Raw genomic sequence first — 20591 nt, 5'->3', positions numbered from 1 at the left:
GTAACCATGGCCCACCCTCGCGCCGGTCAGCCGGCCCAGCCCGAAGACCTCGTCGACCTGCCGCACCTGGTGACGGCCTACTACTCGGTTCAGCCCGACCCCGACGACGTCGCACAGCAGGTGGTGTTCGGCACGTCGGGCCATCGCGGCTCCGCGCTCAACGGGGCGTTCAATGAGGCCCACATCGTCGCGATCACCCAGGCCATCGTCGAGTATCGCGCCGCACATGGCACCACGGGCCCGCTGTTCATCGGCCGGGACACGCATGGCCTTTCCGAGCCGGCATGGGTCTCGGCGCTGGAGGTGCTGGCCGCCAACGACGTCGTCGCCATGGTGGACTCCCGGGACCGCTACACGCCGACACCGGCGGTCAGCCACGCGATCCTCAACTACAACCGCGGCCGCACCGACGCGCTGGCCGACGGCATCGTCGTGACGCCGTCGCACAACCCGCCTCCCGACGGCGGCTTCAAGTACAACCCGCCCAACGGCGGGCCCGCGGACACCGACGCTACGAACGCAATCGCCAAGCGCGCCAACGAAATTCTCCGCGACGGCGCCCGGGTGAAGCGAGTGCCGTTCGCGCGAGCGCTGGATGCCGTCCAGCGTTATGACTATCTCGGCACCTACGTCGACGACCTGCCGAACGTGGTCGACATCGACGCGATCCGCGCGGCGGGGGTGCGGATCGGTGCGGACCCGCTCGGCGGGGCGAGCGTGGACTACTGGGGCGAGATCGCGCAGCGGCATGGGTTGGACCTGACCGTGGTCAACCCGCTCGTCGACGCGACATGGCGGTTCATGACGCTCGACCACGACGGCAAGATCCGGATGGACTGCAGCTCACCGGACGCGATGGCCTCGTTGATTGCCAACCGCGATAGCTATCAGATCGCCACCGGCAACGACGCGGACTCCGACCGGCATGGCATCGTCACGCCCGACGGCGGGCTGCTCAACCCCAACCACTATCTGGCGGTCGCCATCGACTACCTGTACACCAACCGGCCGTCGTGGCCGGACGGCATCGCCGTCGGCAAGACCGCCGTCAGCTCGTCCATCATCGACCGGGTGGTCGCCGGCATCGGCCGCAAGCTCCTCGAGGTCCCGGTCGGCTTCAAGTGGTTCGTCGACGGCCTGATCGGCGGCACCATCGGGTTCGGCGGCGAGGAATCCGCGGGCGCGTCGTTCCTGCGGCGCGACGGCTCGGTGTGGACCACCGACAAGGACGGCATCATCCTGGCGCTGCTGGCCTCCGAGATCCTGGCCGTCACCGGATTGACCCCGTCGCAGCGCTATCAGGAGCTGACCGCCGAGTACGGGACGCCGTTCTACGCCAGAGTCGACGCGCCTGCCGATCGCGACCAGAAAGCGCGGCTTTCCAAGCTCTCACCCGAGCAGGTGACCGCCACCGAATTGGCCGGCGAGCCGATCACCGCGAAACTCACCACCGCGCCCGGCAACGGCGCGCCGTTGGGCGGATTAAAGGTGACGACCGCCAACGCGTGGTTTGCTGCGCGGCCGTCGGGCACCGAAGACGTCTACAAGATTTATGCCGAGTCTTTCAACGGACCCGAGCATTTGGTGGAGGTGCAGGAAACCGCGCGCGAGGTAGTTAATAAAGTCATTGGGTGACTTGTTCCCTCCGACTTGCCCGCCCGGGGGGACGCGGCTCTTCTGCTGCGCGGCTTCCGCGCGAAGTGTGGATCCTCAGCTGGGCCAACATCATGGTGGCACTGGGCTACGGCGTCATTTCGCCGGCAATGCCCGCCTTCGCCCGCACCTTCGGGGTCAGCATCGAGGCGGTGACTTTCTTGGTCACCGTCTTCTCGTTGACTCGACTGTGTTTCGCACCGATAAGCGGACTGTTGGCGCAACGGTTGGGTGAACGGCGGATCTACATCGGTGGTTTGCTGATCGTGGGGTTGGCCACTGCCGCGTGCGCGTTCTCGCGGGCGTACTGGCAACTCCTGTTTTTTCGCGCCCTCAGCGGCTTGGGTTCGACGCTGTTTTACGTCGCGGCCTTGGGGTTGATGATCCACATCAGCCCGCCCGACGCCCGCGGGCGAATCGCGGGCATTTTTACCAGTTCGTTCATGATCGGCGCGGTCGGTGGGCCGGCGGTCGGCGCCCTGGCGGCGGGCTGGGGGCTGACGGCTCCCTTCATCGTCTACGGTGCCGCAATGCTGGTGGTGGCCGTGGTGCTGTTCTATGGCTTGCGTAATTCGACGCTGGCCGCACCTTTGCCGCCGACACGATCGACGGTGACGATCCGAGAAGCGTTGGGGTTCCGCGCGTATCGGTCGGCGCTGTTGTCCAATTTTGCGATGGGCTGGTCGGCTTTTGGGCTGCGCGTCGCGCTGGTCCCGCTGTTCATTTCCGACGTCATGGGCCGCAGCGTCGGGGTCATCGGCGTGGTGCTGGCGGCGTTCGCGGCCGGCAATGCGGTGGCCGTCATTCCCAGTGGCTACTTGTCCGACCGGATGGGGCGGCGCACGTTGTTGATTGTCGGTCTGGCGGCGTCCGGTGCGGCCACCGCCGGGCTGGGCGTCGTGACGTCGCTGCCCGCGTTCATGGTCGTGGGGTTTGTGTCCGGCGTGACGACGGGGATCTTCATGTCTCCTATGCAGGCCGCCGTCGCCGACATCCTCGGCAGGGAGGCTCGCGCGGGCACGCCGGTGGCCGCGGTGCAGATGGCGTCGGATCTGGGCGCGATCGTCGGCTCGATAGCGGTCGGCTGGGTCGCCGAGCGGCTGAGCTACGGCTGGGCGTTCGCGATCAGTGGGGTTGTTCTGTTGGTCGCCGCCGTCGCCTGGGTGCCGGCGCCCGAGACGCGGACGGCGCTCGAGCCCGCCTGACCGGCAGCTTTGAAGGTCGGTAGCCAGTGGTGTAGCTTCGATTGGCACGACTTGGGGCTATGGCGCAGCTGGTAGCGCACCACACTGGCAGTGTGGGGGTCAGGGGTTCGAGTCCCCTTAGCTCCACCGGATATTCACGGGTCCGCGATTCGTCGCGGGAGGTTCGACCACCGCGTTACGTGCCCGGCATCACCTCAGGGCTGACGAGGCTATGCGGGCTCGTCGTCGGCCGCGGAGTCTTCGTCTTTGGCCAAGTGGCGCAGGACCCGTTCGTTCAGGGCGGCGAGCATCTCGAGCTCGGCCGGGGTAAGCAGGTCGATGAAGTTCCGGCGGACGTCCTCCACGTGCCCGGGCGCCGCCTTCTCGATGGCGGCGCGGCCGGCAGGCAGCAGGCAGACCATGGTGCTGCGGGCGTCGTCGGGGTTGGGCTCGCGACAGATCAGCCCGTCCTTCTGCATGCGCCGCACCTGATGTGAGACACGGCTCTTCTCCCAACCCAGTGCATTGCACAGGTCGCGGGCGGGCATGCGGTCCCCGTCGTGGCCGGAAAGCACCGCCAGGATCTCGTAGTCGGCCCCGGACAGTCCCGATTTCTGCAGGCCCCGGTTCAGGTGCACGTCGAGCTGATGGTGCGCGTGCTGGAAGGCCCGCCAGGCGCGGTCTTCCCTAGGGTTCAGCCAGTTCGGTTCCATTGGCCCCCATGCTACCGGTAAGTGGTTGACGTGTCATCAAAATCCCCATAAGGTGGACGCATCAACCATTCCGACCACTAGTTCAGGACAGGACATCTCATGAGCAGCATCAGCATCATCGGGACCGGGAACATGGCTCGTACCATCGGCGCGCTGGCCGTAGCGGGCGGCAACGCCGTCGAGATCATCGGCCGCGATCAGTCCAAGGCCGCCGACCTGGCCAAGAGCCTCGGCGGCAGCGCGACGACGGGGGATTTCGGCGCCGTCCCGGCCGGGGACATCGTCATCGTTTCCGTGTTGTACGCCGATGTCGTTCCGGTCGTCGCCCAGTACGGAGACGCCCTCGCGGGCAAGGTCATCGTCGACATCAGCAACCCCTTCAATGCCGCGGCCGACGGGCTGGCCATCCCCGATGACACCTCGATCGCGCAGGAAGTCGCCAAGACGGCCCCGGCCAGCGCCAGCGTGGTGAAGGCCTTCAACACCATCTTTGGCGCTGTCCTGGCGCAGGGCCGGCCGCTCGACGTCTTCATCGCCGGCGACGACGCGCGGGCCAAGGCGGCCGTGGCGGAGTTCATCAAAAGCCTCGAGCTGCGCCCGCTCGACGTCGGCGGCTTGAACATGGCGCACTGGCTGGAAGGAACGGGCCTGGTCGTGATGGGCCTCGCCCGCCACGGGGTGGGGAATTTCGACTTCGCCCTCGGCGCCACCGTTGCCGGCTGAGCCGCCCGGCCCAGGAGTGAACGAGCAAAGGGCGCCCGCGCCCCCAAAGTAATGGTTGATTTATCACCGAAGGGATTCGAGCTATGAAGCTTGGCTTCGCACTTCCCATCGTCGGGCCCGCCGTCCGCGGCGCCGCTGGTCTCGGCGCGTTCTGCCGCGGGCTCGAGGACCTCGGCTACGACACACTGTGGGTCGGCGATCGCCTGGTCACGCCGGTCGACATGCACAGCACCTATCCGGGCAAAGAGCAGCCGTACCCGCCGCAGATGACCCGCTACCTCGACCCGGTGCTGCTCTGGACCGTCGCCGCGACCGCGACCAACAGGGTGCGGCTCAACGCCAGCACGCTCAGCACGTTCTACTACGAGCCGGTGCACCTGGCCCGTTTGCTGACCACGCTCGACGTGCTCAGCGACGGCCGCCTGGACGTTGGCGTGGGAATCGGATGGATGAAGGACGAACACGACATCGCCCGCCGCGCGGACTGGAGCCGGCGCGGGAGGATGCTCGATGACCTGCTGGCGTTCCTGCACGAGTGGTGGACGACCAACCCGGTTTCTTGGGAGAGCGAGTTCTTCTCCCTGCCGCCGGTTCATGCCGACCTGCGCCCGGTCCAGGCCGGCGGTCCGCCCATCTGGATCGGCGGTGCCAGCGAGGCGGCGATGCGCCGGGTCGGCCGCAGCGGCACCGGCTGGCTCGGGGTCGAGGGGCTGCAGGACGAGGTCACCGACCACTTGTGGTCGATTGCGCGCCGGGCGGCAAAGGACGCCGGCCGCGATCCGGACGCGCTGAAGACGGCCATGCGGATCAACCTCGACCCGGGCACGTCAGTTGACTCCGTCACCGACAAGCTCGAGCGCCTCGCCCAGTCCGGTGCCGACGAGGCGATCGTGGATGCCTTCGCATTGTTCCCCACCCTTGACCAGATGCTGGACTTCGCCGGCCAGGTGATCGCCCGGTGGCGTGAGTGTGGGAAAGAGTGACGGCGGTGATAATGGGCGGATCAAGCGGGATGCGGCCTCACCGGTGCAGGTTCCACTGACCGCAATCCGCGGCGAGGACGTCGTTGACGTCGACCTGGAGCCCCCCGACTTCCGGACCTGGATTCGACGGCGTACTCACCACGCGTTGATAGAGGACGGCGGCAGGGTCGACCTGGCCCCGGGACCAGGCCTTGGTTTGCCAGGCCCAGCGGTGGCCGGGGGTGCGCGAATTGCCGATGACGCCGTCGGCCGCGGCCCACTGGCACACATCGATACCGCCGTAGACGCCGGTGCGCTGCACTCCCAATACCGAATTGATTCCGCGAAACCACTTGAGCGCCAAATTGTTCCAGGTGTCGTGGTTTATGTCTTCGTCGACGCTGAAGAAGATCGGCGCACTCTGACCGCCACCCGCCGCGGTATGCAAATCCCACGCGGTGCGAGCATCGGCAACGCCGCCCTCGAACCCGCGCCTGAAGTCCGACGGTGCCGTCCCGCCCGGCTTGCCGTATTGGTAATTGCTGACGATCATCAGCCCGGCGGCGGTCAGCTGCTCGGCGTAGGGCCGTGTGATCGGCTTGGCGCCCATGGTCGAGCCGGGACGCGATAGCGAAACGTAGTTGATGACGCCGGAGTAGCCGGCGGCCCGAATGTGGTCCGCCGGGATTTGGCGCATGGCGAAGTCGATCAATCTGGGAGGGACGGCCGCTGCGGCAGGGCGGGCCACACTCGTCGATGCCGCATACAGCGCCGGTAGTACCGCCAGGGGAATGGCGTAGCGCAATAAATCGCGCCGGGGAATGGGGCGCGACGGCCGCACATTCGCCGACGAATCCTGCATCGCGTGATGTTAAATTTGTGACTTTTGTCAACATAAGTGGCGCGTACTAGTCGATATCCAATCGGTTTCTGCGCTTCACCGTGTCGAGTCAATGTCGGAAGCGCCGGCGACGAGCGACCCCGTCCTATCTGCGCCGATTACGCGCCGCTCGGGGACATCCGTGCCTCGGTAGGCAACTCTCAGAAACCTCGTACCGCCGGTACGCATAACCGGCGGCAGGCGTGGGTACGCGGCCGAGTGAACGGCTGTTCGCAGACAATCCGGGAGGGAGCTTTCGATGCCCGAGGTCCAACTTCACCACGACGGCCATCCCATGTACCGCCGGATGGTTCGGTTCGACTGGTCGGAGACGCCACTGCACTGGGTGCCCGACGACCCGTTCTCGACACACATGATCAATGTCTTGCACCTCCTGCTGCCCGAGGGCGAGCGCCACTTCATCAAGGCCGTTCTCGAAGCGTCGTCGCTGGTCGACGATCCGGAGTTGGAGGCGGCGATCAAACCGTTCATCCAGCAGGAGTCCTGGCATGCGTGGGCCCACCAGGTGGTGCTCGACCACCTCGCCGAGCAGGGGATCGACACCAAGCCGTATACCGATCGGCTCGGGAGGCTGTTGTCGATGACGCTGGGCGACCCGCCCAAGTGGTTTCCGCCGGCCATGAAGCGGTGGTGGCTCTATCGGCGCCTGGCCGACGTAGCCGCGCTTGAGCACTACACGGCGATGTTGGGCCAGTGGGTGCTGACTAACCGAGGTCTGGACTACGCGAAGGCCGACCCCATGATGCTCGACCTGTTGCGCTGGCACGGGGCCGAGGAGGTCGAGCACCGCGCGCTGGTGTACGACGTCTTCCAGCACGTCAGCGGCAACTACTGGATCAGGGCGTTCTCGATGTTCTTCACCACGCCGCTGTTCATCGCCTGGTGGGTCGCGGGAGCGCGCTACCTGATGGCCCAAGACCCGACCATCGACCAAAAGTGGCGTTGGCGGGATTGGCTATCGGCCGCTCGCGAGTACAAGCTTCCGGGCCCGTGGAAGCTGATGGTGACGACGCCGGTCCGGTATCTGCGGCCCAGCCACCACCCGAACGACGAAGGGTCCACACAGATGGCGATCGACTACCTGGCGTACTCGCCGGTGGCGAAGGCCGCCAAGGAGCGGGCGCGATCCCAAGGGAAGTCGCCGGATCAAACCCAAGGGATCGAGACTTCCGGCAACGGAGCACGAAAGGCGAAGGTGTGATGAAGGTTTCGGTAGATCTTGATACCTGCGACGGCAACGGCGTGTGCATGAGCATCTGCCACGAGGTGTTCGACGTGCGCGAGGACGGTCTGCACGTACTGCAGGAGGAGGCACCAGAGGCGCTGCGCCAGCAGTTGATTGGCGCCCAGGTGTCGTGTCCCACCCAAGCGATCACGGTGAAGGACTGAAGCGATGCCGGGTCGCCAGCAGAGAAACCTGAAAGAGGTCGTCGTCGTCGGTGCCGGCGTGGCGGGCACCCGCGCGGCAGAGACGCTGCGGCAGGAGGGCTTTGACGGCGCACTCACCATCGTCGGCGCCGAGCGGCACGCCCCGTACCATCGCCCGCCGCTGTCGAAGAAGTTCCTCACCGGCACGGTGCACCGGGCCGGCGTCGACTTGGCGCCGCAATTCGACACCGAAGCGCGCGTCTTGCGTGGCGCATCGGCTCTCAAGCTGGACATGTCCTCGCGCACCATCCACGTGCGCGATGCCGACCAGGAGTTCGGCTTGCCGTTCGACGGGCTGGTGATCGCCAGCGGCGCGGTGCCACGCGAATGGCCGGGCGGCCCGGTTCCCGACGGGGTGCTGATGCTGCGAACGGTCGAGGACTGCCTGGCCATCCGGGATCGGCTGGGTTCGCGACCGCGGGTGGTGGTCGTCGGCGGCGGGTTCATCGGCGCCGAGGTCGCCGCGAGTTGCCGGTCAATGGGGTTGGACGTGGTGCTGGTCGAAAAGGCGGCCAGCCCATTGCTTTCCGCGTTGGGCACGGAGCTGGCGTCGCGCTGGGCCGACCTGCATCGCCAACATGGCGTGGATCTGCGGGTGGGCGTGGGCGTCGACGGATTCGTGGGCAACGGCCGGGTAGAAGGTGTTCGCCTCACCGACGGCTCGCAGGTTCCGGCCGATCTCGTCATCGTCGGACTCGGGGTCACCCCCGCCACCGAATGGCTGGACGGCTCCGGCTTGCGTGTCGACGACGGCGTGATCTGCGACGCCTGCGGTGTCGCGGAGGGCGGCACCGCGGACGTCCCGGTTGTCGCGGCCGGCGACGTCGCGCGCTGGTGGCACCCGCTGTACGAGCGGCACCTGCGTACCGAGCACTGGGACGACGCGGGCCGTCAGGGTGCGGCCGCCGCCCGGGCCCTGATGGCGGGGCCGCGGGGCGCGGAGCCCTACGACGAGGTGCCGTACTTCTGGTCGGATCAATACGACGTCAAGCTGCAGATGCTGGGCGTGCCAACCGACTACGACTCCGTCGAGATCGTCGAAGGCGATCCGGGCGCCTGGGAGTTCGTCGCGGCGTACGGGCGCGGTGGTCGTACCATCGCCGCGCTCGGGACGATGCCGGGCCGGGTGTCCGCCTACCGCGAAGCCATCGAGACGCAAGCCGCGTTTCCACCGAGCCGGGCGGCATAGCAAGACGGACGATAGCGCCCAGACTCAAGGCGTGTCCCGCCGGCGGATTGCCGGCGGGACACGCCTTCAACTGAATCGACCGAATCTCATTGGCCGGGAATCAGAATCGTCTTCCCGGGCAGCCGATTGGCGTCGGAGTCATCGTGCACGGCGGCAGCGTCGGTCAGCGGTCGGCGGTCGGCGACGTCGATCACCAGGTTTCCGGCGTCGACCAGGTTGACGAGTTCGGCCAGCTGCGCGGCGTCGCTGCGGACGAACACCCGCTGCGCGCGCACCCGCCTAGCCGCGTCCTCCTCGCCGGACGTCATGGTGCCCAGGTAAAACCCGCCGTCGGCGACCAGGCCGACCAGGGCCGCGGTCTGCTCCGGTGCGGTGCTGACCAGGTTCAGCACCACGTCGAACGGCTGCCCGGCGACGTGCGGCGGGGTGTTCGCGTAGTCGATGTAGTCGATGATCCGGTCGGCCCCGTGGTGGCGCAGCCGGGAAGCGCTGCGCGCGGACGCGGTCGCGGTGACGACGGCTCCGACCTGCTTGGCGAGCTGGACCGCGTAGCCGCCGACCGCTCCGCCCGCGCCGTTGATCAAAATGGACTGCCCGGACCTGAGCTCGGCGATCTCGGACAACGCCTGCCATGCCGTCAGTCCGACCGTCGGCAGCGCCGCGGCATCGGCGAGCGGCACCGACTTTGGCGCTGCGGTCAGCACCGCGGCCGGGGCGAGCGCGTACTCTGCGGCGGCGCCGGGGGCGTCCAAAGGCAGCAACCCGACGACGGCGTCACCAACGTTCCACCCCGTCACCCCGTCACCGAGCTCGGCGACGGTTCCGGCGACGTCGATGCCCGGCGTGTGGGGGAAGGAGATCGCGTATACCTCGGACAGGTAGCCGCCCCGGATCCCGGCGTCGACCGGGTTGAACGAGGTTGCGGCCACCTTCACCAGCACTTCGCCGGGGCCGGGCACCGGCCGCCGAACCTCTTCGTACTGCAGAACGTCACTGCCGCCGTAACGGTGGTACTGCACAGCCTTCATGGTCTTCTCCGTTTCACCTAGGTGCTTCGATCTCGAAGCAGTTGCACTACGCATAACTTGCTTCGAGATCGAAGCGATTCCGGAGTTCCGGGTGACGATCACCACATTGCTTCGAGCTCGAAGCATTACGATCAAGGCATGGCACAAGCCCTCAAGCCTCAGCAGATGCGCGCCTACTTCGCCCTGATGGAGGCGGTCAGCCTGCTGCAGTACGCCGTGCAGCGACAGCTACGGGCCGAGGGCGACCTCAGCTACGTGCAGTTCGAGATTTTGGCGAAGCTTGCCGACGCCCAGCGCCGGTTGACCATGACCGAACTGGCCGACGGCGTGGTCTACAGCCGCAGCGGCCTCACCCATCAGGCGGGTCTGCTGGAACAGGCGGGCCTCATCGCCCGCGAAGCCAGCGTCGACGACCAGCGCGCCACGGTCGTCGGCATCACGGAAGCGGGCCACGCGCGGCTTGCCAAAGTGCTGCCGGGCCACATCGAGGTTGTCCGCGACCTGCTGTTCGATGCGCTTTCCGGCGAGGACGTGCGGGCGCTCGGCGACATCATGGGTCGCGCCCGCGATCACATGCGGGCCCGACCGGCGCGCTCGGCCGCTTCGCGCACACGCCGCGACGCGGCAGCGCAATGAGGTGTCAACCCTCTTTCGTCCACGGCGTGCAGCCGTGCGTGATGAACTTCGCCACCGCGGGAGCCGAGAGATTCGCCGTGACCGGGGTCGTTTGAATCCCGCTGTCGGAGTTGATCAGTCTCCCGTCGCGGGTCCACGTGGTGAAGACGCAGGCCGCTCGGTAGTCGCCCGGTTCGGCGTGGGCGACGTAGGTGCCGTAGGGGAGTTGGGCGGGCACCGCGTAGGAGCCGGGTCCGTATCCGCCATCCGCGCGCGCCACCGGGGCGGCAGGACAGCCGATGGCCAACGCGGACAGCAAACTCGCCGCGAACGCGGGCACGTGGACCAGTCGCATGAACACAAACATTAAGTCCCGGCGACGACTTGGTGGAGAGTGCGCATCAGGTGCATGCCAGTTTGACTGGCCGATTAGGTTTTCGTCTGAATGCGCATTACTCTTGCCCGCGGTTCTGATTGCGACTCTCCGAAAGCAGCCATGCCCATTCAGCCCACCCTGCTGCGCCGACAATCGCTGCGCAGCACCCGCTCGTCGCGGGTCGTGCCTCGCGTGAAATGCCCCATGGTCGGCCAGTGCTTCGATATCGAGATCACTCGCGATGCCGACGGATGGATGATCCGCGTTCCCGAGATCGGCAGGGTCACCCGCACCGTCCGCCGGGACATGGTGGAGCCGGCCGCACGCGAATGCATCGCCACCTGGACCGGCATCCCCATCGGGTATGTCGCCGTGTATGTCGTGAGCGAGAACGTCTGACACCCACGCCTTCGGGCCCGCTTAGTGGCCAAGGTGTGTCTCGCGCGTGACCTCGGCGCGACGATGACGCGAAACGCTCATCATCATGACGATGCTGGCGGCCGTCGCGGCCCTGGCGATGGCAATGGGCGTCGGCTATTACTTCGGCCGGCGCGTGGAACCGGCGCGGCCAAGCTGGAAGAGGCGCACGAGCCGGGTAGCCCTCGGGCGCCTCGCGATTAGCCTGCTCGTCTTGTTGACCGCTCGCCGCGCCATGACCATGTGGGGACCGAGGTTCGTTGCCCCGCTGGGGCTGCTGCGCGGTAGCGTTGCGCGGATCCGTTCTTACTGACCGCGAGGGCAGACATGTCAGCACTGCAGGGCAAGGTCGCCTTGGTGACCGGGGCGTCGTCGGGCCTCGGCGCTGAGACGGCCCGGCTGTTCTCCCGCCAGGGCGCAACGGTTTTCGGCATCGGCCGGGACACTGGCCGGTTGGCCGAGGTGTTCGCAGACGTCCAAGGTGGTTGTTACGCATCGGTGGACGTCGCTTCCGCGCAGGCCTGCCGCGACGCGGTGGAGCAGTGCGTGCGTGAGCTGGGCGGGCTCGACGTGCTGGTCAACGTCGCCGGCCGACACCAGATGCGGCGCACCGAGTCGATGACCGACGACGACTGGGCGGAGGACCTCGCGGTCAACCTGAACGGTCCGTTCTACCTGTGCCGGGCCGCGTTGCCGCACCTACTGGAGCGCGGCGGCAACATCGTCAACGTCGGCTCCATCGCCGGCGTCGAGGGCCAGGCGTACTCGGCCGGCTATTGCGCCGCCAAGCACGGGCTGGTCGGCCTCACCCGCGCCCTGGCGGTGGAGTACACCGCGGATCGCTTGCGCGTCAACGCGATATGCCCGGGCGGCATGCTCACCCCGCAGCTCGAACACTTCAGGGCGCCGGAGAACCCGAACAACGACCTGATCATGCGCACCGCTTCCCCGCGCGGCATGATGCAGCCCGTCGACGTGGCGAACGTCATCGCCTTCCTGGCGAGCGACGCCGCGGCCGCCGTCCACGGTGCCGTTTATCGCGTCGACAACGGCAAGGGCGCCGGCTAGCGCGCCGCCGCCGGGCGGGTGCGCACCAAAGTCGGCCACCAGAACCACGGCCCGAGGATTCGCAGGATGCTCGGCACCACGAACGAACGCACGATCAGCGTGTCGAGCAGCAGGCCGATGCACACGGTCGAGCCCACCTGACCGATGGTGCGCAGGTCGCTGGTGAGCATCGCGAGCATGGTGAAGGCGAACACCAAACCGGCGGACGTCACGACGCCCCCGGTGCTGCCGAGCGCCCGGATGAGACCAGTGTAAATTCCGCCGTGCAACTCCTCTTTCACCCTGTTGATCAGCAGCAGGTTGTAGTCCGACCCGACGGCCACCAGGATGATGAACGTCAACGGCAGGACCAGCCAGTGCAGGTGCAGGCCGATGAGGTGTTGCCAGACCAGGATGGAAAGCCCGAACGCGCCGGCATAGGAGAACGCCACGGTGCCGGGAATCACGAACGCCGCCACCAGACTTCGCGTGATGAACATCATGATCAAGAAGATCAGCACGAAGGCTGCGATGGCCGCGATCATGAGGTCGGACATCGCGTATTCCTTGATGTCCTTGTCGTTGGATCCCGAACCCCCGATGTAGATCCGCGCGCCCGCCAGCGAGGTCTCCTTCAGGATCGTTTTGATCGCGTCGGGGAACTGTTCGACGTGCTCGACCCCTTCGGGGCCCATCGCGTCGCCCTCGTGGGTGACGATGAAACGGGCCGCCTTGCCGTCCGGCGACATCATCAGCTTCATGCCGGTCTTGACGTCCTCGTTGTCGAATCCCTCGTGCGGGATGTAGAAGAAGTCGTCGCTGCGGGACTTGTCGAAGTCGTTCCCGACGTTGATCAGATCATCGAAAGTCTGCTCCGTTTGCACGGTTTGCAGATCGGCGGATCCGTAGCTGTTGACCAATTTCGACTGCAGTGCCTCGGTATCGTCGGCGGTGGCTTTCAGTTGGGCGATGATCTGCGGGAAGGTCTTGTCCACCTCCTGCAGGGACACCTTCGCATCCGCGATGTCGTCGGCCAGCTTGTCGATCTGATCGATGGTCTCGAACAGCGAACGGAACGTCCAGCAGATGGGAATGTCGAAACAGTGTCTCTCCCAATAGAAGTAGCTCTTGATCGGGCGGAAGAAGTCGTCGACGTTGGAGACCTCGTCGCGGATGTCGTCGCTGACCCGTTGTAGGTCCTCGACGGTCAGGACCGTCTGGTGCAGTTCGTCGGACACCTTCTGGAAGAAGCCGATCTCCTTGCGCAACACCTCGACCGAGTGCGCCTGGATGTCGGCCTGCGCGTCGGTGTTGGAGTTCTGCTCCCTGTTGAACGGGAGCTGTTGTCCGTTGCCGCTGCCCTGCGTGGTGAACAGGTAGGGGATGCTGGCGTGCTCGAGCGCGCGGCCCAACGGCCGCGTCATGCCTTGCACCATCGCCACACCGTGCAGACGGATCAGGGCTCTGGCTACCCGGTCCAGCGAGATGAAGTCGGCCGAGTTGCGCATATCGTGATCGGTTTCGACCATCAGCATCTCCGAGAAGAGCTTGCTCTTCGGGAAGTGCCGGTCGGCCGCCTGGAAGCCCAAATTGGCTGGCGCACTCGCCGGCTGGTACTGCCTGTCGTCGTAGTTCTGCCGGTAGGTGGGAACGAAGATCGCCCCGATCATGACGACGGCGGTACTGGCCACCAGGATCGGGACCGGCCAGCGCACCACGCTCGCGCCGATGCGCCGATAGAGGCGACCATGGGTGGGGGTTCTCGGGTCGAACATCCCGAAAAGGCTGCCGACGGTCAGTGCCGCCGGTCCCAGCGTCATCGCCGCGGCGATGGTGAACAGCATGGTGATCGCGACGGCCGGCCCCATGGTGTGGAAGTAGTTCAGGCGCGCGAACGTCAAGCAGTAACACGCGCCGGCAATCGTCAGGCCGGAGCCGATGATGATGGGCGCGACGCCCTTGTACGCGATGTAGAAACTGTCCTCGCGGCTTTCGCCCGCCTGCCGAGCCTCGTGATATCGGCCCATCAGGAAGATGCCGTAATCCGTTCCGGCTCCCAGCGTCAGCGCGATCACGATGTTCACGGCGAACGAGGACAGTTCGATGTATCCGTAATGCCCGAGCGTCGAGACGACGCCCTTGGCGACGAGCATCTCGATGAGCACCCCGAGCAGGGGCACCAAAAGGGTAGACGGGGTGCGGTATACCAGCAGCAGCATCACGACGATGAGGATGATCGTGACGATCGTGACGTTGTTCAGGCTGGCGTTGGCGATGGCGAGCGTGTCGGAGGCCAACGGAGCCGCGCCGCTGACGTAGACCTTCAGGCCGGGCGGGGGCGGGTCTTTTTTGATGATGTCGCGGACGGCGTCCACGGACTGGTTGGCCTGGATCTGCCCGATGTCACCGGCGAGACGCAGGAGCACGTAGGTGCATTTGCCGTCCACGCTCTGCGCCCCCGCCGCGGTGAATGGCTTGCCCCACAGGTCCATTACGTACTGCACATGCCGGGTGTCGTGCTGGAGGCGGCGCATCAGGTCGTCGTAGTACCGGTGGTCGGCGTCTCCCAGCGGTCGGTTCGCCTCGAACACAACCATGGTCAAGTTGGTCGAGTTGGATTCGTGGAACTTCTCACCGATGTGCAGCAGCGCCCGCTGCGAGGGCGCGTAATGCGGGACCATGGGGCCCGCAAGCTCTTCCGCGACCCGCTCCACCTGGGGCATGAAGGTGTTCGTGGTGACCGCGAGAAGACCCCAGAAGAAGATGATCGGGATCGCGAAAGTCCGCACCATCCTGGGGATGAACGGGCGTTTGGGCCGCGTCTCGTCGAGGCGATGCTCGGTCATGCCGATTTCACCCTGCACTCGACGTCGGCGTCCGGATGGTCGTCCGACTGCTCGTCGCGGACCACACCATCCACCAGCATCCGGCAACTCACCTGACCACTGCGAACGTGAACCGAGATGCTTCCGGACGCCACCGAGAGCGTCGTGGTCTCCGTGTGCGACCACGGCAGGGCGGTGAAATCAACCTGGTGCGGATGACCGTCGATGTCGATGTAGACGAGCCTCCCCCCATTGCCGGCGTTGCCGAACACCTCGTAGGTGATCCGTTTGAGATTGAACTGCTCGGGTGCCTGTGGACCGTTGACGGTGATGACCGGCTCCGGTTCGGAGAACTGGTGCACCTTGTACATGCACAGCAGGCCCACCCCGACCGCGATGACGGTGACCAACGGCATCCAGCCTCGTTGCAAGACAGTCCTGCCGACTGAACGACGGCTCACTCCATTACCTTTCGCGACCTCGTCCTACCCACCGCGTTCTCGCGTCCCCGCCCGTGGACCGCGGGACGGCCGCATATCAATCTGGTTGACATACGGCGATAAAGAGATTACTACCTGCGGCACGGAACGCGAACTCGAGAGGTTGTGACTGACGCCTGCCAACGGGCCTGCGGCCCTCATGACGCGACGGATGCCGTGCGCAGACGCCTTTTCAGCCGGGCGCTGCTGAGCAGGCGAAGCGCGAGGTTCGATGAGGTGAGCATGGGTATCGCCCCGAGGAATGTCCGCTCGGACGGAGTCGCCCCGTGCAGGTGGTAGAGGCTGCCGAACACGTAAAAGCAACCGAGCATGAACAACGCACCGGGGATGCACAGCGCCATGACCGAGGCGCGGTCGGACACGACCTGACGCGCATAATCCAGCTCTTCGGGCGACATCGGTTGCCGCTTGCGCAACTTGCGGACCACTTCTTTCGCGCTGCCGATTTCCTCGGCGATCGGCGGGGGCCTGCGCCGCTCCAGGCGTCGAACGTAGACGGCCGCGACGGAGGCCAGGGTGACGGCCAGTGCGAGGGAAACGACGGTGAGTAGTCCAAACAAGCCCAGAGTCACTGCTCCGCTCCTTCGTGTGCCCGGGTATGTGAGCCGATGCCATCATGGGCCGCCGCGGCCGCCGCGTCGATCCTCGCGGCGACGGCTGCCGGCGGGGCGTCGCTTCCCACGCTCATTTTCATATCATGTGGATGATGCAGCCCGTCAAGCGGAACGCGGGCCGAGCGGGCTATCACTTGCCGGTTTCGCCGAGCAAAGGCCGCGGGTCACCCAATCTTTACATAGTGGGCATTATGCAGATTGGTGGCTGCGCGCTCACTTTGCCGCATCGGCGGGGTGCGGTGCCTCGGAGGCCGCGATGTCGAGTAGTTGACGCAGGATTGGCATGGCGACCTGCGCGGCCAGCCACAACGTCAGCGCATCCTCGGTGGAAAGCCCGGTCAGCAGCGCGGCCAGACGCTCCCTGCGGCGGTCCGTGCGCAGGTCCCAGAGCTCCCGGCCCGCGTCGCTGATGGCGACCAGGGCTGCCCGGCCATCCTCGGGATCGCTCAGCCGCTCGAGCAGTCCTTGGCGTTCCATCCGCTGGACCAGCTGGGTCATCGCCGGTTGGCTCGTGTCCTCGGCCGCGGCGAGCGCCGTCAGCCGCATGGGACCCTCCCGGTTGACCCTGTTGAGCACCAGCGTCGCGCTTGCGCTCAATTCCTTGCGGTTGGACAGCAAATACCGCCAGGTCAGATCGGTGCCCGTGTCGATCATCTCGGCGACGGCCTTGGCCATGTCGGCGACCGGTTGTCTTGCCATAATCGCCCGAATGTATCACCCATCGGATGCAGATCGGTCCAAAGCAAACTCGCATCCACAGCAAACCGCGCGGATTACGCGTCGGCAGAGGCGAATCCCGCTGGCCCAGGCGGCCTCGGGTGAGCGTGATGCATCACACGGAAAATGCTTTGCGCACGCCGGGTCAGATCACCGCTTCCGGGCGTTGACGACGTCGCGGATGATCAGCCCCACCACGACGGCCAGGCCGACGGGCACCAGAACCCGGAAGACGGCCGAGGCGTGCGAGTAGAGCAACGCGTACGCGATCACCCCGATCACCACCATGGCGAGCAGGATGCCCCGGTTGATCCCGTCCGTGCTCATCCGCAAGGCCTTACTTCTCGGTCAGAATCCGAAGTCGCCGCCACCGGAATCCGAGCTGCCGCCGCCGAAATCGGAGCCGCCGGCCGAGTCCCATCCGCCGCCGAAATCCACGTCTCCGCCGCCGGAGTACGAGCTGTCGTTGCCGCCGAACCCGGAGTCGTAACCGCCTCCGAACCCGACGTCGCCTTGCTGGCTGTCGTAGCCGGCGCTTTGCCCGCCGTCGTAGTTCGCGTCCGCATACGCAGAGTCCCGGCCGGCCTCGAAGCCGCGGTCGTACCCGCCGCCCCAATGGTCGTCCAGCAGCGCATCCATCAACAGCACGTCGGTGAGAGCCCAACCCCAACCCGGACCCCAGAACGCGTACGGGTAATAACCCGGGTAGAAGAACATCCCGTTGTAGTAACCGCCGCCGTAGTAGTGCGGATAACCGGGCTGCGGGGTGGCGCTGTAGTTGTTGTTGTTGATCGTCACGTAATCGCCGGTATCGGGATTCCTCGTCCGCACCGAGGCCTGCTTCCGGTCGCCCGCCGGCACCGAGGAGACGTCGGCGACGTTAGGCGCGGCCCGGCCCGGGTACAGCTTCTGGTTGGCTTTGGCCACCGTCGACTCCACCACCCTCAGGTGCGCGCGTGCCGCGCCATAGTCACCCTTTTCGTAGGCCTGCCGCGCGTCGTAGAGGCTCGCATTGGCCTTCGTCTGCTCGGCGCTGACGTCCGTGTCGCTGTTGGTGAGTACCGCATTGTCGAGGTCGCTGACATCCGAGGTGACGGTGATCAACTCCTGCTTGATCTGTTCCTTGGTGTCGGTGTCCTTGCGGCGCTTGCGGTTCCGGTTCACCGCGAACCAGATCAGGCCGATCACGGCGACACCGATGGCGATGATCGCCAGCGCGGTCCACAGCGCGGATCCCTGGTTGTGGTTCTTCTGCACCGCGGGTGATGTCACCGCCGGTGCGCCGGAGGACGCAGCCACCGTCGACATCTTGCTGACGAATTCACTGCTCGCGCCGTACGGGTCGTTTCGGTGGTCCCTGGCGGACTGGCTCATGACCGGATCGACGCTGTCCGCGATCGCCCTGGGCACGTTGTAGGCGCGCACGTGGTAGCCCCGGGAGTCGATGACCAGAATGATCCCGCTGAATCCGGGATCGCGCCCGAGGATGACGTTGTGAATGGCATCCGGGGTGGTCACGCGGGTCTGGTTGGACGCCACCGCCGCCACCCAGATCGGCGGTCGCGGAGCCCACGCCCACCGGGTGCTCAGGATTTGGTCGTTCAGCCGATCCGGGTTCTGCAACGGCGGATTCGCCCCCGGGTCGGCCAGCACGTGGGTCTGCGCGCTGAACTTGTCCACCAGCTGGTTTGTGTAGGTGTCGGCCGAGGCCGACGGCGCCAGCAGCATCGCCAGCGCCACCGTCAACGGGGTCAGCACAAGCCCTCGGAATCGTAGGGTCACTTTCCTCCTGCCGGGTGTCGATGACTCGATCCTTGCGGTGAGCGAAGAAAACGTCCACTGTCGACCGATGGTTGACCGTCGTACCCTTGACGGCGTGAACGCCCGGCGCAGCCCGTTCCGGGCCGATCTGCTGCAGGGCAAGGCGGCCCTGATCACCGGCGGGGCCACGGGCCTCGGCCTCGAGATCGCGCGGGTGCTGGGCAGCCACGGCGCCCGGATCGCGATCTGCAGCCGCAAGGAAGCCAACCTCGAGGCGGCGGTTGCGGTGTTGCGGGAGGCCGGGATCGAGGCCGTCTACGGCGTCTGCGACGTGCGGAGCCACGATGAGGTGACCGCCGTCGTCGAGGACGTGATCCGGGCCTTCGGCCGGCTCGACGTCGTCGTCAACAATGCCGCAGGGAACTTTCCCGTCCCGGTCAGCGGCCTGAGCGCAGGCGGCTTCAAAGCCGTGGTCGACATCGACCTGCTGGGGACGTTCAACGTGTCGAAGGCGGCTTACGAGCTATGCCTGCGGGAAAACGGTGGATCCGTCGTGAACATCAGCGCGGCGACCCAGTACCGCGGCATGGCCTTGCAGGCGCACGTGGTGTCGGCCAAGGCTGGCGTCGACGCGTTCACCCGCGCCTGTGCCATCGAGTGGGGGCCGGACGGCGTCCGCGTGAATGTCGTTGCGCCCGGGGCGATGTCGGGGACCGAGGGCGTGAAGAGGATCACCGGCGACAACCAACATCGCGCCACGCAGAACCCGTTGCGCCGGGCGGGTTCGACCACCGAGGTCGCCGAGGCGGTGCTCTTCCTCGCCAGCGACGCCGCGTCCTATGTCACCGGGGCGACCCTGGTTGTCGACGGCGGCGGATGGCTGACCGCCAGCGGGGTGCCGGATCTTCCCGGCTATCAATAGATTCGGCTCTACTCGAGGTATCCGCGGGGGAGCACCGAGAAGTCCACGCACGCCGCGGCCAAAACGTCACCCAGATGAGGGCCGACCGGCGCGGCGAGGGTGAGCATCGCGCCCGCCGATGGCGCCTTCAGGGTGGCGACGTTGTGGTTGGTCAGCAGTTGGATGGCCTCGGATTCAATGTCGCTCCAACCGGTGTGGACGGTCATCAGGGTCAGCACACCCAGGGCCTCGCCGGACGGCGACAGCAGGCGGTGATGCCAGGCGCCGTCGGCCTTGTGCCCCGTGTGCGGCCGAACCACCGCCAGCACGGTGCCGCCGCCGTCTTCCAAGCGCGCGGCGCCGTCGGCGGGGACGATCTTTCCCACGGGTGTGTTCTGGTTGGTGATGGTGGTCGTCGCGGCGACCGCGATCTTGAGCTCGTCGCCGTTGGCCGCCGTCAGGGTGTACTCGCTCTTGCCGCCGTTCTTGAAGCCCAACAGGACCGCGGCGCCGCCCTTTTGCTGGGCGCGCGCCAGTTCGGTGCCGTCGGGCGTGGCGAGCGTGACCCGCAGGGCGTTGGACGTCGACCTCGACACGCGCGCGAGGACGACCGTTGCATCGCCGATAATCGACATGGCGAGATCCTAGGCTCGCGTGGGGCGATTATCAGCAGGTTCGTCACATCTTGACGGTCAACGGCCACACGTTCCAGATGTCGTCGCAGTACTCGGTGATGGCCCGATCCGACGAGAATTTCCCGCTGCGCGCGGTGTTCAGGATCGACATCTTGGTCCACGACTCCCGGTCCTGCCAGGCGGCGCTCACCCGCTCCTGGCAGCTCACGTACGACGCGTAGTCGGCGCAAACCAGGAAGGGGTCGTCATGGCGCAGGTTGTCCACCAGCGGCCGGAACACCTCGGTGTCCCCGCCCGAGAAGGTGCCGCCGGCAATCAAATCCAGCACCGCGCGCAGCTCGGCGTCACCGTCGATGTAGTCGGCCGGGCGGTACCCGCTCGCCTTGACCGCCTCGACCTCCT

At 66.4% G+C, this 20591-nt stretch carries 24 protein-coding genes and 1 tRNA gene; 13 read left to right on the top strand and 12 right to left on the bottom strand.

Annotation, left to right across the window (positions count from 1 at the left end; translation table 11 throughout):
- The first annotated feature begins 6 nt into the window (after positions 1 to 6).
- From pgm to A5701_RS18505, 3 genes are all read left to right on the top strand, one after another.
- Positions 7 to 1635: a phosphoglucomutase (alpha-D-glucose-1,6-bisphosphate-dependent) gene (pgm, locus tag A5701_RS18515; protein WP_067756887.1), complete on the top strand. Its 1629-nt coding sequence runs from the start codon at positions 7 to 9 to the stop codon at positions 1633 to 1635.
- Positions 1636 to 1706: 71 nt separating this feature from the next.
- A complete protein-coding gene (locus A5701_RS18510; protein ID WP_368664939.1) occupies positions 1707 to 2858 on the top strand; it encodes an MFS transporter in 1152 nt (383 codons plus the stop codon).
- Between the two features lie 53 nt (positions 2859 to 2911).
- Positions 2912 to 2984 (top strand) — tRNA-Ala (locus tag A5701_RS18505).
- 83 nt (positions 2985 to 3067) lie between these two features.
- Here the strand turns inward: A5701_RS18505 and A5701_RS18500 are convergent.
- Entirely contained in the window at positions 3068 to 3550 is a 483-nt protein-coding gene (locus A5701_RS18500) for a MarR family winged helix-turn-helix transcriptional regulator (protein WP_067756884.1), read from the bottom strand.
- Positions 3551 to 3649: 99 nt separating this feature from the next.
- Here A5701_RS18500 and A5701_RS18495 point away from each other — a divergent pair, with 99 nt between their 5' ends.
- Positions 3650 to 4273, top strand: coding sequence for an NADPH-dependent F420 reductase (locus A5701_RS18495; RefSeq protein ID WP_067756881.1), 624 nt, complete (start codon positions 3650 to 3652; stop codon positions 4271 to 4273).
- 83 nt (positions 4274 to 4356) lie between these two features.
- Complete coding sequence (locus A5701_RS18490; protein WP_067756878.1) at positions 4357 to 5256, top strand: TIGR03619 family F420-dependent LLM class oxidoreductase; 900 nt, start codon at positions 4357 to 4359, stop codon at positions 5254 to 5256.
- A gap of 37 nt (positions 5257 to 5293) precedes the next feature.
- On the opposite strand, the gene A5701_RS18485 is transcribed toward A5701_RS18490, so the two are convergent.
- Positions 5294 to 6097, bottom strand: a complete 804-nt coding sequence (locus A5701_RS18485) for a DUF1906 domain-containing protein (protein WP_067756875.1) — start codon at positions 6095 to 6097, stop codon at positions 5294 to 5296.
- A gap of 277 nt (positions 6098 to 6374) precedes the next feature.
- Here A5701_RS18485 and A5701_RS18480 point away from each other — a divergent pair, with 277 nt between their 5' ends.
- The 3 genes from A5701_RS18480 to A5701_RS18470 are packed head-to-tail and all read left to right on the top strand — an operon-like array spanning position 6375 to position 8753.
- The gene (locus tag A5701_RS18480; protein ID WP_067756872.1) at positions 6375 to 7337 is read left to right on the top strand and encodes a metal-dependent hydrolase; all 963 of its coding nucleotides are present in this window, start codon (positions 6375 to 6377) and stop codon (positions 7335 to 7337) included.
- Positions 7337 to 7525 (top strand): ferredoxin, encoded by a 189-nt coding sequence (locus A5701_RS18475; RefSeq protein ID WP_067757081.1) that lies wholly within the window; start codon positions 7337 to 7339, stop codon positions 7523 to 7525. Before A5701_RS18480 ends, A5701_RS18475 begins: the two co-directional genes overlap by 1 nt.
- A 4-nt stretch (positions 7526 to 7529) precedes the next feature.
- Complete coding sequence (locus tag A5701_RS18470; RefSeq protein ID WP_067756869.1) at positions 7530 to 8753, top strand: NAD(P)/FAD-dependent oxidoreductase; 1224 nt, start codon at positions 7530 to 7532, stop codon at positions 8751 to 8753.
- Positions 8754 to 8839: 86 nt separating this feature from the next.
- On the opposite strand, the gene A5701_RS18465 is transcribed toward A5701_RS18470, so the two are convergent.
- A complete protein-coding gene (locus tag A5701_RS18465) occupies positions 8840 to 9781 on the bottom strand; it encodes an NADP-dependent oxidoreductase (protein ID WP_067756866.1) in 942 nt (313 codons plus the stop codon).
- A 138-nt stretch (positions 9782 to 9919) separates the two neighbouring features.
- Here A5701_RS18465 and A5701_RS18460 point away from each other — a divergent pair, with 138 nt between their 5' ends.
- Positions 9920 to 10417, top strand: coding sequence for a MarR family winged helix-turn-helix transcriptional regulator (locus A5701_RS18460; protein WP_067756863.1), 498 nt, complete (start codon positions 9920 to 9922; stop codon positions 10415 to 10417).
- Positions 10418 to 10421: 4 nt separating this feature from the next.
- On the opposite strand, the gene A5701_RS18455 is transcribed toward A5701_RS18460, so the two are convergent.
- The gene (locus A5701_RS18455; protein WP_156670161.1) at positions 10422 to 10751 is read right to left on the bottom strand and encodes a hypothetical protein; all 330 of its coding nucleotides are present in this window, start codon (positions 10749 to 10751) and stop codon (positions 10422 to 10424) included.
- A gap of 225 nt (positions 10752 to 10976) precedes the next feature.
- Here A5701_RS18455 and A5701_RS18450 point away from each other — a divergent pair, with 225 nt between their 5' ends.
- The 3 genes from A5701_RS18450 (at position 10977) to A5701_RS18440 (ending at position 12257) form a co-directional block, all read left to right on the top strand.
- A complete protein-coding gene (locus A5701_RS18450; protein WP_067757078.1) occupies positions 10977 to 11171 on the top strand; it encodes a long chain fatty acid-CoA synthetase Faa4p in 195 nt (64 codons plus the stop codon).
- Between the two features lie 85 nt (positions 11172 to 11256).
- Complete coding sequence (locus A5701_RS18445) at positions 11257 to 11502, top strand: hypothetical protein (RefSeq protein ID WP_067756857.1); 246 nt, start codon at positions 11257 to 11259, stop codon at positions 11500 to 11502.
- A 14-nt stretch (positions 11503 to 11516) separates the two neighbouring features.
- Complete coding sequence (locus A5701_RS18440; RefSeq protein WP_067756854.1) at positions 11517 to 12257, top strand: SDR family NAD(P)-dependent oxidoreductase; 741 nt, start codon at positions 11517 to 11519, stop codon at positions 12255 to 12257.
- Here A5701_RS18440 and A5701_RS18435 read toward each other — a convergent pair.
- From A5701_RS18435 to A5701_RS18415, 6 genes are all read right to left on the bottom strand, one after another.
- On the bottom strand, positions 12254 to 15082 hold the full coding sequence (locus A5701_RS18435) for an RND family transporter (protein ID WP_067756851.1): 2829 nt from the start codon (positions 15080 to 15082) through the stop codon (positions 12254 to 12256). The genes A5701_RS18440 and A5701_RS18435 overlap by 4 nt on opposite strands.
- A complete protein-coding gene (locus A5701_RS18430; protein ID WP_067756848.1) occupies positions 15079 to 15477 on the bottom strand; it encodes an MmpS family transport accessory protein in 399 nt (132 codons plus the stop codon). Before A5701_RS18430 ends, A5701_RS18435 begins: the two co-directional genes overlap by 4 nt.
- A gap of 221 nt (positions 15478 to 15698) precedes the next feature.
- On the bottom strand, positions 15699 to 16133 hold the full coding sequence (locus A5701_RS18425) for a hypothetical protein (protein WP_067756845.1): 435 nt from the start codon (positions 16131 to 16133) through the stop codon (positions 15699 to 15701).
- A gap of 255 nt (positions 16134 to 16388) precedes the next feature.
- Positions 16389 to 16874, bottom strand: a complete 486-nt coding sequence (locus tag A5701_RS18420; protein WP_067756842.1) for a MarR family transcriptional regulator — start codon at positions 16872 to 16874, stop codon at positions 16389 to 16391.
- Positions 16875 to 17042: 168 nt separating this feature from the next.
- Positions 17043 to 17219, bottom strand: coding sequence for a hypothetical protein (locus A5701_RS28595; RefSeq protein ID WP_197505015.1), 177 nt, complete (start codon positions 17217 to 17219; stop codon positions 17043 to 17045).
- 21 nt (positions 17220 to 17240) lie between these two features.
- Entirely contained in the window at positions 17241 to 18674 is a 1434-nt protein-coding gene (locus tag A5701_RS18415; protein WP_067756839.1) for a hypothetical protein, read from the bottom strand.
- Positions 18675 to 18741: 67 nt separating this feature from the next.
- Here A5701_RS18415 and A5701_RS18410 point away from each other — a divergent pair, with 67 nt between their 5' ends.
- Positions 18742 to 19575 carry an SDR family oxidoreductase gene (locus tag A5701_RS18410; protein ID WP_067756836.1) on the top strand — a complete coding sequence of 278 codons (834 nt, stop codon included), beginning with the start codon at positions 18742 to 18744 and terminating at the stop codon, positions 19573 to 19575.
- An 8-nt stretch (positions 19576 to 19583) separates the two neighbouring features.
- Here A5701_RS18410 and A5701_RS18405 read toward each other — a convergent pair whose 3' ends face one another.
- Together A5701_RS18405 and A5701_RS18400 are read right to left on the bottom strand one after the other, a co-directional pair.
- Entirely contained in the window at positions 19584 to 20189 is a 606-nt protein-coding gene (locus A5701_RS18405) for a hypothetical protein (protein ID WP_067756833.1), read from the bottom strand.
- 43 nt (positions 20190 to 20232) lie between these two features.
- On the bottom strand, positions 20233 to 20591 hold a 359-nt coding region (locus A5701_RS18400; protein WP_197505014.1), incomplete at its 5' end, for a glycogen/starch/alpha-glucan phosphorylase.

Origin of the sequence: Mycobacterium sp. E3305 (genome assembly GCF_001666785.1) — a bacterium.
Taxonomy (GTDB): Bacteria; Actinomycetota; Actinomycetes; order Mycobacteriales; family Mycobacteriaceae; genus Mycobacterium.
The sequence above is the reverse complement of the archived record's forward strand: the minus strand, read 5'-3'. Positions and strand labels throughout refer to the sequence as shown.

Bases quoted from the DNA above. Each gene is read 5' to 3' on its own strand.
- A5701_RS18485 (WP_067756875.1), bottom strand. From the start codon at position 6,097: ATGCAGGATTCGTCGGCGAATGTGCGGCCGTCGCGCCCCATTCCCCGG.
- A5701_RS18405 (WP_067756833.1), bottom strand. From the start codon at position 20,189: ATGTCGATTATCGGCGATGCAACGGTCGTCCTCGCGCGCGTGTCGAGG.
- A5701_RS18460 (WP_067756863.1), top strand. From the start codon at position 9,920: ATGGCACAAGCCCTCAAGCCTCAGCAGATGCGCGCCTACTTCGCCCTG.
- A5701_RS18445 (WP_067756857.1), top strand. From the start codon at position 11,257: ATGACGATGCTGGCGGCCGTCGCGGCCCTGGCGATGGCAATGGGCGTC.
- A5701_RS18440 (WP_067756854.1), top strand. From the start codon at position 11,517: ATGTCAGCACTGCAGGGCAAGGTCGCCTTGGTGACCGGGGCGTCGTCG.
- A5701_RS18470 (WP_067756869.1), top strand. From the start codon at position 7,530: ATGCCGGGTCGCCAGCAGAGAAACCTGAAAGAGGTCGTCGTCGTCGGT.
- A5701_RS18465 (WP_067756866.1), bottom strand. From the start codon at position 9,781: ATGAAGGCTGTGCAGTACCACCGTTACGGCGGCAGTGACGTTCTGCAG.
- A5701_RS18500 (WP_067756884.1), bottom strand. From the start codon at position 3,550: ATGGAACCGAACTGGCTGAACCCTAGGGAAGACCGCGCCTGGCGGGCC.
- A5701_RS18490 (WP_067756878.1), top strand. From the start codon at position 4,357: ATGAAGCTTGGCTTCGCACTTCCCATCGTCGGGCCCGCCGTCCGCGGC.
- A5701_RS18475 (WP_067757081.1), top strand. From the start codon at position 7,337: ATGAAGGTTTCGGTAGATCTTGATACCTGCGACGGCAACGGCGTGTGC.
- A5701_RS18455 (WP_156670161.1), bottom strand. From the start codon at position 10,751: ATGCGACTGGTCCACGTGCCCGCGTTCGCGGCGAGTTTGCTGTCCGCG.
- pgm (WP_067756887.1), top strand. From the start codon at position 7: ATGGCCCACCCTCGCGCCGGTCAGCCGGCCCAGCCCGAAGACCTCGTC.
- A5701_RS28595 (WP_197505015.1), bottom strand. From the start codon at position 17,219: ATGAGCACGGACGGGATCAACCGGGGCATCCTGCTCGCCATGGTGGTG.
- A5701_RS18435 (WP_067756851.1), bottom strand. From the start codon at position 15,082: ATGACCGAGCATCGCCTCGACGAGACGCGGCCCAAACGCCCGTTCATC.
- A5701_RS18420 (WP_067756842.1), bottom strand. From the start codon at position 16,874: ATGGCAAGACAACCGGTCGCCGACATGGCCAAGGCCGTCGCCGAGATG.
- A5701_RS18430 (WP_067756848.1), bottom strand. From the start codon at position 15,477: ATGCCGTTGGTCACCGTCATCGCGGTCGGGGTGGGCCTGCTGTGCATG.
- A5701_RS18480 (WP_067756872.1), top strand. From the start codon at position 6,375: ATGCCCGAGGTCCAACTTCACCACGACGGCCATCCCATGTACCGCCGG.
- A5701_RS18495 (WP_067756881.1), top strand. From the start codon at position 3,650: ATGAGCAGCATCAGCATCATCGGGACCGGGAACATGGCTCGTACCATC.
- A5701_RS18450 (WP_067757078.1), top strand. From the start codon at position 10,977: ATGGTCGGCCAGTGCTTCGATATCGAGATCACTCGCGATGCCGACGGA.
- A5701_RS18410 (WP_067756836.1), top strand. From the start codon at position 18,742: ATGGTTGACCGTCGTACCCTTGACGGCGTGAACGCCCGGCGCAGCCCG.